Below are 15,579 nucleotides of genomic sequence, written 5' to 3'. Positions count from 1 at the left end.
TGTAAATATAAGCGAAAATCAGGGTGCAAATTCAAGTGAAAATTCAAGCGAAATGCTAACTGAAAGCGTTTCAACAGTTGGCCCACCACTATGGTTGCTTGCCGAGTTAACTTACGACTGCCCATTACATTGCCCTTATTGTTCAAATCCCACACAGTTAACTGAAACCAAAGATGAGCTAACCACCGAGCAATGGTGCCAAGTATTTACCGAGGCCCGAGACATGGGCGCGGTGCAGCTAGGTTTTTCAGGTGGCGAACCGCTAATACGAAAAGACTTAGAAGTATTGGTAAAACATTCTAGAGATTTAGGTTTTTATACGAACTTAATTACCTCGGGTATTGGCTTAACTGAAAAACGCATTGCGAAGTTAAAAGTAGCGGGCTTAGACCATATTCAAATAAGTTTTCAGGGGGCTGACCCAGAAGTTAACGATGCTATTGCCGGTAAAGGTAACGCCTACAAGCAAAAATTTAAAATGGCTAAATCGGTTAAAGCGCAAGGTTATCCTATGGTGCTTAACTTTGTTATTTCAAAACAAAATATCAGTCAAATTGCTGAAGTTATGCGTTTAAGTTGTGAGTTAGAGGCTGATTATGTTGAGTTAGCCACTGCGCAATATTACGGTTGGGCGTATCAAAACCGTGATCATTTACTCCCTACGCAAGCCGAATTGGTTGAAGCTGAGCGTATTGTTAACGAATTTAGAGATAAACAACAAGGTAAAGGGCCGCATTTTATTTTTGTTACGCCTGACTACTTTGAAACCCGTCCAAAAGCCTGCATGAATGGCTGGGGCACTACTTTTTTAACGGTTACGCCTGATGGTTCAGCGCTGCCTTGTCATAGCGCAAAAATGTTACCACTGACTTTCCCCAACGTTAAAGACAAGTCGATTGCCGATATATGGCAGCAAGACTTCTCATTTGAATACTTTCGTGGCGACGACTGGATGCCACAGCCTTGCAAAGGTTGTGATGAGAAAGAAAAAGACTTCGGCGGCTGTCGTTGTCAGGCCTTTATGATGACGGGCGATATGCACAAAACCGACCCGGTTTGCAGTAAGTCTGAAGATCACCATTTAATTCAGCAGGCAATAGCAGAGGCAACTAAGCCCTCTAAAGCTATTGTTGAGCGCATTAACCAAAGTACGGCAATGAAACATGCTAAAAATGCTGAGTTAAACATTGTTACTGTGAAAATATGAGCTTAGCTGCACCGTTGATAGACAAAGTATATCGCCATGAAAATGGTTTAAAACATGTCAATATTGTCAATAGTGAGGGCTTTAGCGCATTGTTTGTTGTTAACACCCCTATATTTGATAATAGCGGGGTTGCGCATGGCGTTGAACATAGTGTTTTTCGTCGCAGCTTTGCTTTTCCTCAGCCTGAAACGTTATTTCAACTAACCGCACTCACCGATGCAAAAATTAATGCCTCAACGTTTGCACAAAGCACTTATTTTCATTGCCAAAGCCAGTGTCTTGATACCTTTGATTTAAGTATTCAATATTTATTAAATGGTTTGTTTTCGCCAGTATTCGATAAAGATGATTTAGGCTGTGAAGTTTATGACGGGCATGAAAAAGGTGTTATCTATCGAGAACTTATTGGCATAGAGCAAGCCGATAAAGAAAGTGAAATACAAAGTGCAACAGAAGTTGATGTTAAAACCGATGTAAAAAGTGCGGTTAAAAATAGGGCTAAAAGTACGGTTGAAAGTGCTGTTATAAGTGCAAGCAGCGAGACAAAAGAAGAGTTTAACTATGGTGGCGTTAGCAGCACTATTGGCAACTTAACCCTAAATGATTTAACGGCTTTTCATCAACGCTTTTATCAAGCAAGTAATATGACTTTAGTTACCGCTAATGCCGATGTTGAAAAAATTTCAGCGTTAATTTCGCTCTTACCTGTGCCAACTACAAAAAAGCCAACTAACAAAAAGCAAACTAACCAAAAGCTAACGAATCAAGGGCAAAAACAGCAAGCGTCAACTAAGCAAGAACCACCTAAGCAAGAACCACCTAAGCAAGAACCAGCATTAAAGGTCGAGAATAAACCTGAGCGTAAACCTGAGATAAATGAAGCGGCTAACAATGATGAAACTGTTCAACATCAAGCAAAGTATTCTCCAGCAATAAACGCACTGATTAATGCCTACCATGTTAGTTTGCAAGCATCTAAGCATCAAAACATAACTAGCTACACAGAAGTTAACTGTTCAAGCAATGCAAACAATGCAAGCAATGCAAATATATTAAAAAATAATACTGCGGCGCTAGCAGATACACTTAAATGCGGCTTAATTGCGCCTTTAGCATTATTATCTAAAAAGTTTGTAAAAACGGCTAATAACGCACGAACAGCTGATATAAATAGTGAGGCAATAGCAACAACTGCCAAACAGACGTTACTACCAAAATTGTTCAGCAAGCTTTGCGAACAAGCAAAAGCTCAGCTAACTTCTGAGCAGTTATCCAAAGCTGAACTAAGTGACCATGCACGGGTTAGTAAAGAGCGGGTTAGTAAACAGCAGAGCGTTCAGGCGGCTAGGGTGTGTGATCAAAACAACGTCTTATGGCTAACAAAAATTATCGCCACTGAACAAGTCATCGCCAATATTACCAGCTATATCGTTAGCGCCTACCCAGCGTTTTTAGCACGTCGTTGCCAAGGTTTTTGTTATGCAACGCAAGCGTTAATAATTGAAAATTCGGCTTATTTCGCTATTTATAGTGCTTTCGATGTTGACCCTGATGCACGATTAAAAGAAATACCAAAGTGCTTATTGAGTTTAAGCCAAGATAAGCACTTTATTAACGCTAGCCTAGCGCTAGCTAAAACAAAATACTGCCGAGTTCAGCAAATAAACTGCAGTAAAGTTGAGCATTTAACCGCAGAAGATATATCGAACTACTTGAAAGCTCTCACTGATTATTCAGACTCTGAATAATATACTATGCCAATCAAAACAATAGGGCTTAGCTAAGCAATGTGTTGAACTTTATTAATGGTGGGAATGCTTGTTTAATTTATATTTCTGCTGGTAACTGTCAAGTTTATTTACAGTTACTAAGTTAAGAACGCTACTCTTTTTTTAACTTATTAATAAGTATGCATTAATAAAATTGGCATAAAATATGCTTTTTATCACTGATAATATTTAATGCCATTTTGGAGGCTAACGGGCTATTTCCTTATGCAGTAATAATTTTGCCCTTACTTTTTAAAAGAGAATTATTATGAAAATTACAAGAAATCTTCGCCTACTGCTTTGTGCATTTACCTTTGGGATAGCCACAATTTCATCGTCCAGCCAAGCTTCTCTTATTATACTAACTGCTGACCTTAACGGCGCGCAAGCTAATGCTGGGATTGGTACTGGAAGTTTGGGTTCTGGTATCGCAAACATGCTCTTTGATGACGTGAGTAATGAGTTTTCTTGGGATATAAGCTGGTCTGGGCTAATTAGTAATGCTTTAGCTGCACACTTTCATGGTCCAGCTTTACTAAACCAAAATTCAGGAGTTCAAGTATTTATAGATCATACTATTAATCCAACATCTGGCAGCGCTCTGATTAGTGCAGTTCAAGCAACAGATCTACTAGCTGGATTATGGTACATCAATATCCATACAGCCCAGTTTGGCGGTGGTGAAATTCGAGGTCAAGTAATCCGAGGGCAAGTAGCTAGTGTACCTGCACCTGCAACAATGTCTCTCTTGCTACTTTCGATGATTGGTATATTCTTTTCTCGTAAAAAACACTCTAAACTTTAATAGGGACCTTACACGTTATCTTTACATTTTTATTGCTTAAAATAGCCGACTACGGCGTTATTTAATCATTATCGCTGCATGGAAGTAGCTTATTAGGCAATGCTGATTGGCTAAGGGGATTAATTAGTAATACCCTTAGCCATAATTTTTGGCATTTAATTAATCAAAAATGGTTATTTCAACAGCTAATACTTCAACATGTCCCTATTTCAATAGATCATTACTTCAACAAGCTAATACTTCAACAAGCTATTACTTCAACAAGCTATTACTTCAACAAGCTATTACTTCAACAAGCCATTACCTTTAATAAACTATCACTTCAAATAGCTATTATTTCAATTAGCTATTATTTTAATAAGTAAAGCATCGACGTTTTTAACTTCATCGGTTTAACTGGCTTGTTTAGCAATAAAACATCGTTGGCTTTTACCTCGTTCTTTAACTCTTTACTGTAGTTGGCTGTGATCATAATGACCGGTAGTACATCATCGCGTAAGTTATTAATTTCATTAGCAACGTCTAAACCATTTACGCCGTCATCAAGATGGTAATCAACAATTAATATATCCGCATGATCAGCTGCAATATCAACTTGTTGCTGTAAATGCTTAAGGCTTGTTGCGGTGGTTACTATAAAGTCCCAGCCACCTAATAGTTCAGCCATACCTTCACATACGGTGGCATCGTTATCGACAATCCAAATTTTACGTTTAGCTAAAACTGTGTTGTCCATGATGAAATTTTGTGGGTCAATGGACTGAGGTAACTCGCTTATTCTGCCTAATGGCACTTTTACCGAAAATACCGAGCCTTTTCCTAAGGTAGAGCTAACCATAATAGGTTGCTCTAATACTTTTGAAATTTTATCCACAATGGCAAGTCCTAAACCTAGGCCATTTCTAAATGCTGATTGAGAAGATTTAAGGCGTTTAAACTCTTTGAAAATTTCTTGAAGTTGGTCTTGGGCGATACCCATACCGTTGTCCCATACTTCAATTGATACATGGTCACCTTGTCGTCTACAACCCAGTAATACCTTGCCATTGCCTGCATATCTAAAAGCGTTAGAAAGAAAGTTACGTAGTATGCGCGCTAATAATACACTGTCAGAATTTACCACTAAATCGCTACTTACATAGCCTAATTTTACATTGAATTGGTCACTGGTTTGTTGGTATTCACTGGCGAGGTTATTGAGTAATTCTGACAATTTAAATGAGCTTTTATCGGCTTTTACAACACCCGCATCTAGTTTAGAAATATCTACCAATGTGCAAATTAAATTCTCTAAATCGTCCAATGAATTAGACACAGAGCCCAGTAATTTTTTGGTATGGGTTTCTAACGTTTTTTCCATCAATGAGCTGGTAAATAGCTGTGCGGCATTTAATGGTTGCAGTAAATCATGGCTTACCGCGGCTAAAAATTTAGTTTTGGTACTGTTGGCAAACTCGGCTTCGCTTTTGGCTTTATGTAAGTTACTTTGTGCTTGGCTTCGCTCTGCTACTTCTACAATAAGTTTGTCGTTTAACCCTTGTAACTGCTCGGTTCTTTCTTGCACTCTTACTTCAAGTTCGTCATGCGCTTTTTGTAGCGCTAGGGCATCTTTTCTTCGTGCGGTAATGTCGCGAATAAGCACGAAAAACCCAAGAACATGCCCCTTACTGTCGCGATTAGGTACATAAGATTTTAAAAGATAGCAGGGCTCACCTTTTTTGTTTTTTTCTTCCATTGAAAAGCTGACACTTTCACCTTTTAAGGCGCGATTAACATAAGACTTTAATTCGGTGAAATTTGAATGCACACGACTTTGTTCTAATTCCAAACCATTAAGTCCGCCTTGTGGCAAACCGTACCAATCAACATACACCTGATTAGTAAACTGATATTTTAGATCTTCACCTATGTAGGCGATCATAGCGGGCACGTTATCGGTAATTAATCGCAGCCAACTTTCACTTTTTCTTAATGATTCTGCATAACGATGGCGTTCAGTAATATCGCTGTAAGTTTTAATTATTTTGCCGTTATTCAGTCGATGATCGCGTATTTCTAATACCGTGCCGTTCATCAGCGTTTGAGTGTAATAATAATTATCGGTGCTAGATTTGGGCGCTAGATCAAGCTCGGTTAAATTTTGCACGTTGGCGGTATTGGGCATAGAGCGCAAAAGGTTAGGCGACAACTGGCTTATTTGAGCAAATCGCATGTTCCACACTTCAATTTTGTTTTGGCTGCTGATCAACACAACACCTTGCGAAAGGTTATCAATTAAGTTTTGTAGTAACAGCGACTTTTGCGCCATACCGCGCTCGTAACGGGCACTTTCGGCATTTTTTATGGCGGTTATATCGGTATAAAGCATTACCCAGCCGCCTTCGCTGGTGCGATGCTCGTTTAATTGAAACCATCGATCATCTGACAGTTGATAAACTGGGCTGGCAAAATTATCACCTGGTGATGCTCGGCGAATAATACCGCGAGTTTTTGCTAACTCTTTTAAGTCTTTAAGGTTCGCGCCTTCAACAATTGGTAAGCCAGAGTCGCTCCAAAAACTGGCGAAATTACTGTTTTGAAGAATAATTCTGCCATCGCCATCGAGTAAAACAAAGGCTTCTGAAATGCTTTCAATGGCATCAATAAAACGCTGTTTAAATAGGTTCGCTTTATCACTTGCCTGTTTAAGCGCGCGATTGGTCGATTCAAGTTTTGCCAGAGTTTCATTTAATGTCTGGGTTTTTTCTCTCACTTGTTCGGCTAAATGAACCGAATGTTCGAAGGCAGTGTAGGGCGCATATTGGTTTTCGCCACTGTCTTCAACACGTTGCATTAAGGCATTGTTAATTTTTTTTAACTTGGAATTTTGATGTTTTAATTCTGCTAGTTCGTCTTTTAATGCTTGTTCACTCATCTAAGCCTCCAGCGATATAAACGCCGGTAAAAGTCTGATTTAAGTGAATGCCATTAGTGTGCTCGCCATAGGTATTAAAACCAACAATGTTGTATTGCGCATTTAAGGTTTTTACACGTGCTTCTAGGCCTTTTTGCTCGATTTCTAATCGTCTTAAAAAGCAATCACAGGTAAGTACTAATTCAGGGGCACCATAACGTTTTGAAATTTCACCGAGTTTGTCTGTTACCGGGGAAAATATGTCACCCATTTCTACTGCTGTTAGCACAATGCCAACATCTACTGCGCAGTAAAACGTTAGGCTTAAGTCGGTTTCATTCACTTTTTGAATAGAGCGAATATAGTAGTCACCACCCACTTTAACGGCTAATGGGTTAAGCGAAAATACTTCTGGGCTTAAATCTTTTAGGTCAACATTAAGTAATTTTGCATACTCTAATGCTGCGGGCTCGGCGTTTAATTCGTACACCGTTCTGTTGGCCGCGTCAGCATCGGTAACCACGAGTTTTTCTATTGGGCGCTTTATGTGATGACAGGTAAAAACTTCAAATGGCAAAATGGTGTTAACCATAATAACAATGGCAGCATTTCGATAAAAATTGCCATGATAATAAACATGGGTTTTAGTTAAATTTATATCGTCGCCTGCAGAGCCACCAAAGTGAGGAATGGCTCTGGCTGCAGAGTTTAGGGTGACTAAAAACTGTTCTTCGCTAGAAGAAAGACCATCGAGTAAAGTGAGTAAGAAACTGTTGTTTTTTATCTCTGTTAATTCTTTAGATTGGCAGTTTTCTACTAACTCATTAATGGTTGACTGGGCAGTAATCGTGTCGAACTTTTCCATCGACTCAATCAATGTAGCGCAAATTGCAAAGTATTGGCTAGAAAAACCAATAGCGACTATAGAATGCTGCTCGTAACCTTGGTTCGTGACTTCGCCCGCGGTAGTACAGCCAACAATATCGATATCGGTAAAGGTGCGCTCCATATTTTGTGCTAGGGTGTATAGCGAATAAGTTGAAGAACAATAAAACAGCACGAAACTGATGTTAGCTTTATTTAATTGTTGATAAAGCTCTTGGCTTGCAATGGCAGGGTCGGTAGCTTTACTAACTGCCGTAATTGTTTTTATTTCATGCATACATTTGGCTCATCATTCTGTAGATACCCATCATATCGTTTACTGGTTACAGTTCAATACCTTTATCGGTGAAGGCTTTGTTTTATTTGCATATTTATTAACTACGCATAGCTTAGGACTTTCAATAACTACAACACATTCTAAACATTGAATACATTCACTGTAGTCAATTGCACCTGTGGGTTTAATGGCGTCTATACCACATTTTTTATTACGACAAAGCTGACAAGGTGAGCCACATTCATCACGACGTCTTAACCATTTAAATATGGGATATCGACCAATAATAGCTAACCCTGCGCCTAACGGGCACAAATAACGGCAATAAAATTTATGAATTTTTAAGCTCAAAAGTAGCAGTAAAACAGCATACAAAACAAACGGCCAATAGCGCACAAAATTAAGTGTTATGCTGGTTTTAAAAGGCTCTATTTCAGCTAATTGTTCTGCTAGTGTTAGTGAGTAAAAAGAACAAGCGACTAATAATACCAGCAATACATATTTTACTTTTTGCCCCGCTTTATGGTGTTGAGGCTTAATTTTAATTTGTTTTATTTTTAGCTTAGTGGCTATCAAAGTCATTATTTCTTGTAGTGCACCAAAAGGGCATAACCAACCACAAAACAAACCTCGGCCCCATAAAAACAGCGTAATAAAGACAAAAACCCATAAAATAAATATTACCGGATCAAGCAAAAATACTTCAATGTTAAAGCCTTGTTTGATTGACAATAACAAGGTGTAAATGTTGACAACAGATAACTGGCCTTGGGAATAAAAGCCGATAAAGCCGATAACAAATAGCAAGGAGATAAAGCGTACTTGGTGGGTTAACTTTTCATTTTTCGCCAACGTTTCTTGCTTAATAAAAATTAGTGTTAAGGCGATAAGATATATGCAAAGTATGATAATTTCAGTGCTACGTTGTAGCCAAAGTTTTAGCCATAATGGTTGCGCTTTTTCAGGCTGAACTAAAGGGGTTTTATCAAGAAACAACGCTTCAGGCAATGTACTCGCGAAGTTAAAGTTGTGCTGGTTTTTAGATAAAAATGATTGGTTGTAGGTAACAGCTAACGACAGGGTTAACTCTTTGTTCAGTTCAAAGCCAGATTGAGACTTAATGCGGAACACTTTAATTTCATTATAGTCGGGTATTTCAATTGCAAACCTAGGATTGAAATAGCTATAAAAGTCGACATCGCGCATATCAACCGGCAGTGATGCTTGCGTTGCGCTTAAACGACTAGGAACGGTTTGTGGAATAAACTCTTCACTAACAAAAGCATAGTTACCACGATTTAATACCATTAAGGCATGTTCACCGGGGATTAAACTTTCGAGTAAGCGTTGGTATTCTGTTTCGCCTAATAAGTTTTTACCCACAATAGGGATGTTTGCAAACCCGAAATATAAATCGATAAAGTCGTTGGTATCATCGCTTAATTTTTTTATGGTATTGGTGAGTGTGTTTGATTCGTTTTGGGTTAGAGCGAGTGCTTGGTCGCGAGTTAATTGCCAGCGCTGTATATATTTTTTCTTAATTAGTTGCTCAAAACTTAGTTTTTCAAAAAAGTCGGGATTAACCACGAAATTAGAAGGTGCAACAAAGCCCGATAACTTTTCTCGTGCCACTTTAAGTGCAGAAGCAATTATGGTGTCGTTAACGACTAATACTGAAATGGTAGCGCGGGTAATGCCATCGAAATACGTAGCATCTTTTGACGATTTATCGCGCGCATTAATAATAAAACGCTCTTTAACTGAATGGTTTTGATACTGATTAACAAAATTGAATAATGGGGGCTCGCCTAAGCCGTGCAAAAATATCGGTTCATGATGATTTAATATTTTTAATCCGGTAATAACGCCTTGAGTGTCAATACCAATGAGAATATTGATGGTTTGTCCTGAAAAACCAATGAAATTAGTAAAGTCGTCTGATTCAAAAACATAACCGAGTAAATCGCCTAACTGATAAACCGGCGTTACGGCAATTTTTTTATCAACAGGACCTAAACGTGTAGCACTGGGGAAAATTTCGGCAATATTGGCAGAAATTGAGGTGGTATTTTGAGCCTCAACAGGAGAAAAAGAAAAAGAATAAAAAGAGGGTGCAAGCATAAAAACAAGAATGAAAATCACCCTTGTTATTAGGAAGTTGAGTATTTGTAAATGCATGCTAACACCCCCATAAATCGTTACAAACTGATCAGTATTCGCTGAATAAAAAAGTGCCAATCTCGTTAAAGAAAGGCACCCTTATACACATTGAGGGTTAGGTTAAAAGAAACCTAAAGGACTTGTGCTATAGCTTACTAATAAGTTTTTAGTTTGCTGGTAATGATCAAGCATCATTTTATGGTTTTCACGACCGATACCTGATTTTTTATAGCCACCAAATGCTGCGTGAGCTGGGTATAAATGGTAACAGTTAGTCCATACTCGACCCGCTTGAATACCTCGACCCATGCGGTGTGCAAGGTTAGCGTCACGTGTCCATAAACCAGCGCCTAAACCGTAAACTGAATCGTTGGCTATGGCTAGTGCTTCGGCTTCATCTTTAAAGGTAGTTACAGCGACAACCGGTCCAAAAATTTCTTCTTGGAAGATGCGCATTTTGTTATGACCTTTTAGAATGGTCGGTTGAATGTAAAAACCTGTTTCTAAAGAGTCACCTAAGCTTTCTTTATGACCACCGGTTAAAAGCTCAGCACCTTCATCTTTACCGATAGTTAAATAACTCATGATCTTCTCAAACTGTTCTTGAGAGGCTTGAGCACCGACCATAGTTTCAGTATCTAATGGGTTACCACGAATAATTTTATTGGCTTTAGCAATAACTTTTTCCATAAATTCGTCGAAAATATCTTCTTGAATTAAGGCACGAGACGGACAAGTACAAACTTCACCTTGGTTGAAGAAGCCTAAAACAAAGCCTTCCGCACATTTATCTAAATAGTCGTCTTCAAATTGTGTAATGTCTTTAAAGAAAATGTTTGGTGATTTACCACCTAGCTCTACCGTTGAAGGAATTAGGTTTTCAGCAGCACATTTAAGAATGTGTCCACCAATAGCTGTAGAGCCAGTAAATGCTATTTTACCAATACGTGTGCTTGTAGCTAGTGCTTCACCGGCTTCTTTACCAAAACCATTGACTATGTTTAAAACGCCCGGTGGTAGTAAGTCAGCAATAATTTCCATTAATACTAAAATACTGACAGGTGTTTGCTCAGCAGGTTTTAAAATTACACAGTTACCAGCAGCAAGTGCAGGGGCAAGTTTCCATGCCGCCATTAGTATTGGGAAGTTCCAAGGAATAATTTGACCGACAACACCAATTGGTTCATGAAAATGATAAGCAACTGTGTCGTTATCTATTTGTGAAAGTGAACCTTCTTGTGAACGAATACAACCGGCAAAGTAGCGAAAGTGATCAGCACATAATGGAATATCAGCGGCAAGAGTTTCGCGCACTGGCTTGCCGTTATCCCATGTTTCAGCAACGGCAATTTTTTCAAGGTTTTCTTCAATACGGTCAGCAATTTTCAGTAAGACTCTAGAGCGGTCTTGAACTGATGTTTTGCCCCAAGCTTCTTTAGCGCCATGAGCTGCGTCAAGTGCTAATTCAATATCTTCGCTGCTTGAACGAGGAATTTCACAAATAACTTCACCAGTAACAGGTGTAGTGTTGGTAAAATAATTTCCCTTAACAGGAGCTACCCACTGACCATTGATAAAATTTTCATATTTAGGTTTAAAAGAAACAACAGAACCTTCACTGCCTGGGTTTGAATAGATCATATATCACCTCGTGTCGAGACCAGCCAGAGTAATACTCTTTCCATGGCCCTATTTATGTTTGCTCTAGTTATTACTAAAACGTTTTGTTCGTGTATCTATAGTAGTGCGGTGCAAGCAAGTGAAACTATTACCCATAGGCTTTAAAAACATCATACTTTGGGACGAGTTAGTCGATTTTTATAGGGCTGTAAACTAATTTAGGCAATAAAAAAAGCTTTTGAAAAATTCAAAAGCTTTTATGTTTAGGTTGTGCGCTATGCTGTTCTCACATAGGTGTGTAGAACAGCAATAACAGTTCAGTATTCAACTATTTAGGTAGTTTAAATGTCCATACACTGCCACCTTGGTTGAAGTGCTTAATACGCTCTGCAACGTCACCGCCCCATAATGGTACTGCGCCACCCCAGCCAGAGAGAACTGACAGGTATTGCTCGCCGCCCATTTCCCAAGTAATAGGTGAACCGACAATGCCTGAGCCAGTATTAAATTTATATTTAACTTCACCTGTTTTAGCATTAAGACCAAGTAAATAGCCCTCTGGCGTGCCAGTAAATACTAAGTTACCCGCAGTAGCTAATACACCACCCCATAATGGTGAATAGTTGTTGTAGCGCCAAATTACCTCACCTGTTTTAGGGTCAATGGCTTTTAATACACCAATGTAGTCTTTATTAATGGCTTTAATGGTAAAACCAGCACCTAAGTATGCCGCGCCTTTTTTATAAGCGACAGGTTCATTCCAAATATCCATTTGCCATTCGTTTGAAGGCACATAGAATAATTCAGTGTCTTGACTGTAAGCCATTGGCATCCAGTTTTTAGCACCTAAGAATGCAGGGGCCGAAACAACTGTACTACCTTTATTGCCATCTTTTGATTCTCTTGGATCGCTAGGTCTGTTGCTATCAACATAAATTGGGCGACCTTTATCAGTAAGACCTGAAGCCCAGGTGATTTTGTCTACAAATGGGAAACCACGAATAAAGTCACCATTTTCACGATTAAGTACGTAGAAAAAGCCGTTTCTGTCAGCTGTTGCTGCTGCTTTAATGGTTTTACCTTTTTCTTTGTAATCGAATGAAATAAGCTCGTTTACACCATCAAAATCCCAACCGTCATGTGGCGTTGTTTGAAAGTGCCATACAATTTTACCCGTATCTGGGTCGATAGCTAAACGTGAAGATGAGAAAAGGTTATCGCCTGGGCGCAGATGTGAGTTCCATGGGGAAGGGTTACCAGTACCAAAAAACAGAAGATCAACGTCAGCATCATAAGTACCACCTAGCCAAGGCGCGGCGCCACCTGATTTCCAAAGCTCTGCTGGCCAAGTTTGTCCAGGTTTACCACCTGAAATACCATTCTCCATTTTTTTGCCGTTTTTCCAGATGTAGCCCATATGGCCTTCAACTGTTGGGCGTTCCCATACTAATTTACCATTGATAGCATCGTAAGCTCTTACTTTACCAACTACGCCAAATTCACCACCGGCAACACCTGTGATGACTTTACCTTTAACAATAATAGGGGCTGCGGTAATTGAGTAACCGGCTTTATAGTCTTCTACTTTCTTTTTCCAAACAACTTTACCGGTGTCTTTATGCAGCGCAACAAGTTTTGCATCAAGCGTACCAAAAATAACTAGGTCATCGAATAATGCCACACCACGGTTTATAACATCACAACACGGCATAATGCCATCAGGTAATCTTGCATCATATTGCCAAAGCTCGTCACCGGTATTTACGTCGATAGCATACACACGAGAGTATGAACCGGTAATATACATAACGCCGTCTTTAACCATAGGCTGAGATTCTTGACCACGCTGTTTTTCGCCGCCCAATGAAAAAGACCAAACCGGGTGCATTTGCTTAACTGTTTCGGTATTTATTTTATCAAGTGGACTGTAACGCTGACCCTTTAGGCCAAGTCCGTAGGTCACTACGTCATTAGTTGTCATTTGATCATTGGCAATATCTTTTTCGGTTACACCAGCATTTGCTAGGCCAGTTAACGTTAAAGACATGGCAATGGATAATGACAATATTTTATTTTTACCTGCTGTTATCATTGTTATTTCCTCTTGGGTTTAAATATGCTTAACGATATTTTTGTCTACTTACCTTCCTGCTAAACTGGGCTAGATTCAGATGTTGGTTATTTGAATCGAAACATTTTTACAGGCTATAGCCATGTTAAAGGCTCGGTTTTTTGCTGACTATCACTCAGCGGTAGAATTTTTTTCATCACTTAGTATGACTAAAGGGATGATTATTTAACCGACGCTCAGCAACCACGCTCTGCAATCGACCCTCAGTAACTGACTGTTCTACAAACGGCTATTCAGCAACTGACTATTCTGCAACCGAGTAAAACGCAGGGAGTTGATAAATAGCATGGTAATCTTCAAATATTTGTTTCATTGTGCTATCGCTAATCATTGCCTCGACAATGTCAGCTATGGCGTAACCTAATTGTCTATAGTCACTTTTTACGGCCATACCGATATCCCATTGTTGCTTACCAATATTGGGAAAGGCATTATTGGCTAACTGGTAGTCAGGTGAGGCTAGCTGATGCTGGTAATGACTAACTTGACTTCTCAGACCCATGACCGCATCAACCTGTTGTTCATGCATGGCTGATATCGCTAATGGCAATGAATTAAACTGTTTTGCTCTTTTGCTCATTCGGCCATTAAAAGCGGAGATAAGGTAAAATTGTGGAATGGAGTCTACTTCTACGCCAATGTCGTGATACTGAAAAATAGCCATAGTGGTTACATCTTCAATTTTTTTAGTATTGAAGACTATTTTCCATGACTCTGTATGATACGGCGCAAACATATGTACTTGTTCATGCACCAATTCACCAATGTCATCACGCAGTTGAGAATATTTTTTATCGTAGGGAACGCGTAGCATTAAGTCGGCAACCGTGCGTTTAAGGAAATGTCCTTTCCAGAGGTTATTACGTAAATCTCCTTCTACATTTTCATCAGCGGTTACCCACCTAAAGCGAAGTTCGACACCTAATTTTTTGGCAATATGCTTTGCTACCTCTATATCAATACCTTTAGCTTCGCCATTTACTTGATATGAGAAGGGGGTAAAGTCTCGATAAACAGCAACCGTAATTTCATTACTTTCGATAATGTCATCATACGAGCGCGCAAAAGTTGTTGTGCAAAATATGCCACAACAACTTAGCCAAAAAATTAACGCGGTGAAATTATTCTTTTTCACTGACTGACTCTAACCAAGTACGAATTGACCAAAGTGCTTCTTGATTTAAATGTTCTGTCATTTTTGGCATATAAACCGCACCGTTGCGAACTGCGCCGTTTTGTACACGATACACATACCATTCATCACCGTCATAATCGCTTGCGAGTTCACGTAAGTCAGGAGCAATACCACCTGAGATACCCTCTAAGCCATGACAACGTGCACAATTTTGGTTATACGCCGATGCGCCAACACGTAAAATTTCTTCGCGAGTGTCACCTTCTGATTCGCGATATGGGTTGGTTTCACTCCATTCTTCGCCTAAAGCGGGCAGTGTTGAGGTGTCAATTGATTGCGGTGTTACTGGGCCATGAGCCGCTAGGCCGAATGAACAAATTAATATTAATGCAATTAAATAATTGCGGCCTGAATTAAGTTTTATCATTGCTTAGTACCTCGTTTTCTACGTAAATTATTCGTGGAGTTTTATTTTGATAGCCTCATCATAAGGATGTGAGCTATGTTCAAGAATTATACTTTAGCGCGTTAGGCCTCCTCCTTTAGTATGAGTTTATTGGCTACTCAAAGTGAATTTTGGAGTAATAACATTAAGTATCAATGTTTTACTGTGTTTTTTGACTGGTACTTCTAATTTTAAGTTTATGAGGTTTTTCTATATGCTAAGCATTGATAATTCGATTTGACCGCTTTTTGA

At 39.2% G+C, this 15,579-nt stretch carries 10 protein-coding genes; 3 read left to right on the top strand and 7 right to left on the bottom strand.

The window, feature by feature from the left end:
• Window positions 1–52: 52 nt before the first annotated feature.
• The 3 genes from pqqE (at window position 53) to A3Q33_RS01105 (ending at window position 3,781) form a co-directional block, all read left to right on the top strand.
• Window positions 53–1,207, top strand: coding sequence for a pyrroloquinoline quinone biosynthesis protein PqqE (gene pqqE / locus A3Q33_RS01115; RefSeq protein ID WP_081182150.1), 1,155 nt, complete (start codon window positions 53–55; stop codon window positions 1,205–1,207).
• Window positions 1,204–2,955, top strand: coding sequence for an insulinase family protein (locus A3Q33_RS01110; RefSeq protein WP_081178121.1), 1,752 nt, complete (start codon window positions 1,204–1,206; stop codon window positions 2,953–2,955). Before pqqE ends, A3Q33_RS01110 begins: the two co-directional genes overlap by 4 nt.
• A 289-nt stretch (window positions 2,956–3,244) precedes the next feature.
• A complete protein-coding gene (locus A3Q33_RS01105; protein WP_081178119.1) occupies window positions 3,245–3,781 on the top strand; it encodes a CHRD domain-containing protein in 537 nt (178 codons plus the stop codon).
• Between the two features lie 349 nt (window positions 3,782–4,130).
• On the opposite strand, the gene A3Q33_RS01100 is transcribed toward A3Q33_RS01105, so the two are convergent.
• The 7 genes from A3Q33_RS01100 to pedF form a co-directional block, all read right to left on the bottom strand.
• The gene (locus tag A3Q33_RS01100; RefSeq protein ID WP_081178117.1) at window positions 4,131–6,695 is read right to left on the bottom strand and encodes a hybrid sensor histidine kinase/response regulator; all 2,565 of its coding nucleotides are present in this window, start codon (window positions 6,693–6,695) and stop codon (window positions 4,131–4,133) included.
• Window positions 6,688–7,836, bottom strand: a complete 1,149-nt coding sequence (gene nosP / locus A3Q33_RS01095) for a nitric oxide-sensing protein NosP (protein ID WP_081178115.1) — start codon at window positions 7,834–7,836, stop codon at window positions 6,688–6,690. Before nosP ends, A3Q33_RS01100 begins: the two co-directional genes overlap by 8 nt.
• 39 nt (window positions 7,837–7,875) lie before the next feature.
• Window positions 7,876–9,957 carry a 4Fe-4S binding protein gene (locus tag A3Q33_RS01090; protein ID WP_502687236.1) on the bottom strand — a complete coding sequence of 694 codons (2,082 nt, stop codon included), beginning with the start codon at window positions 9,955–9,957 and terminating at the stop codon, window positions 7,876–7,878.
• A 159-nt stretch (window positions 9,958–10,116) separates the two neighbouring features.
• A complete protein-coding gene (gene exaC / locus A3Q33_RS01085) occupies window positions 10,117–11,637 on the bottom strand; it encodes an acetaldehyde dehydrogenase ExaC (RefSeq protein WP_081178113.1) in 1,521 nt (506 codons plus the stop codon).
• Between the two features lie 307 nt (window positions 11,638–11,944).
• Window positions 11,945–13,708 (bottom strand): PQQ-dependent methanol/ethanol family dehydrogenase, encoded by a 1,764-nt coding sequence (locus A3Q33_RS01080; RefSeq protein WP_081178111.1) that lies wholly within the window; start codon window positions 13,706–13,708, stop codon window positions 11,945–11,947.
• Window positions 13,709–13,991: 283 nt separating this feature from the next.
• A complete protein-coding gene (locus A3Q33_RS01075) occupies window positions 13,992–14,882 on the bottom strand; it encodes a substrate-binding periplasmic protein (protein WP_081178109.1) in 891 nt (296 codons plus the stop codon).
• The gene (gene pedF, locus A3Q33_RS01070) at window positions 14,869–15,309 is read right to left on the bottom strand and encodes a cytochrome c-550 PedF (protein ID WP_081178107.1); all 441 of its coding nucleotides are present in this window, start codon (window positions 15,307–15,309) and stop codon (window positions 14,869–14,871) included. Before pedF ends, A3Q33_RS01075 begins: the two co-directional genes overlap by 14 nt.
• Window positions 15,310–15,579 lie beyond the last annotated feature (270 nt).

This window comes from Colwellia sp. PAMC 21821, from assembly GCF_002077175.1.
Classification (GTDB): domain Bacteria; phylum Pseudomonadota; class Gammaproteobacteria; order Enterobacterales; family Alteromonadaceae; genus Cognaticolwellia.
Note: the sequence above shows the minus strand (reverse complement) of the source record. Positions and strands in the feature narration are given on the sequence as shown.

Excerpts from the sequence above, each read along its gene's own strand:
- pqqE (WP_081182150.1), top strand. The coding sequence starts at position 53 with ATGCTAACTGAAAGCGTTTCAACAGTTGGCCCACCACTATGGTTGCTT.
- A3Q33_RS01110 (WP_081178121.1), top strand. The coding sequence starts at position 1,204 with ATGAGCTTAGCTGCACCGTTGATAGACAAAGTATATCGCCATGAAAAT.
- A3Q33_RS01105 (WP_081178119.1), top strand. The coding sequence starts at position 3,245 with ATGAAAATTACAAGAAATCTTCGCCTACTGCTTTGTGCATTTACCTTT.
- A3Q33_RS01100 (WP_081178117.1), bottom strand. The coding sequence starts at position 6,695 with ATGAGTGAACAAGCATTAAAAGACGAACTAGCAGAATTAAAACATCAA.
- nosP (WP_081178115.1), bottom strand. The coding sequence starts at position 7,836 with ATGCATGAAATAAAAACAATTACGGCAGTTAGTAAAGCTACCGACCCT.
- A3Q33_RS01090 (WP_502687236.1), bottom strand. The coding sequence starts at position 9,957 with ATGCTTGCACCCTCTTTTTATTCTTTTTCTTTTTCTCCTGTTGAGGCT.
- exaC (WP_081178113.1), bottom strand. The coding sequence starts at position 11,637 with ATGATCTATTCAAACCCAGGCAGTGAAGGTTCTGTTGTTTCTTTTAAA.
- A3Q33_RS01080 (WP_081178111.1), bottom strand. The coding sequence starts at position 13,708 with ATGATAACAGCAGGTAAAAATAAAATATTGTCATTATCCATTGCCATG.
- pedF (WP_081178107.1), bottom strand. The coding sequence starts at position 15,309 with ATGATAAAACTTAATTCAGGCCGCAATTATTTAATTGCATTAATATTA.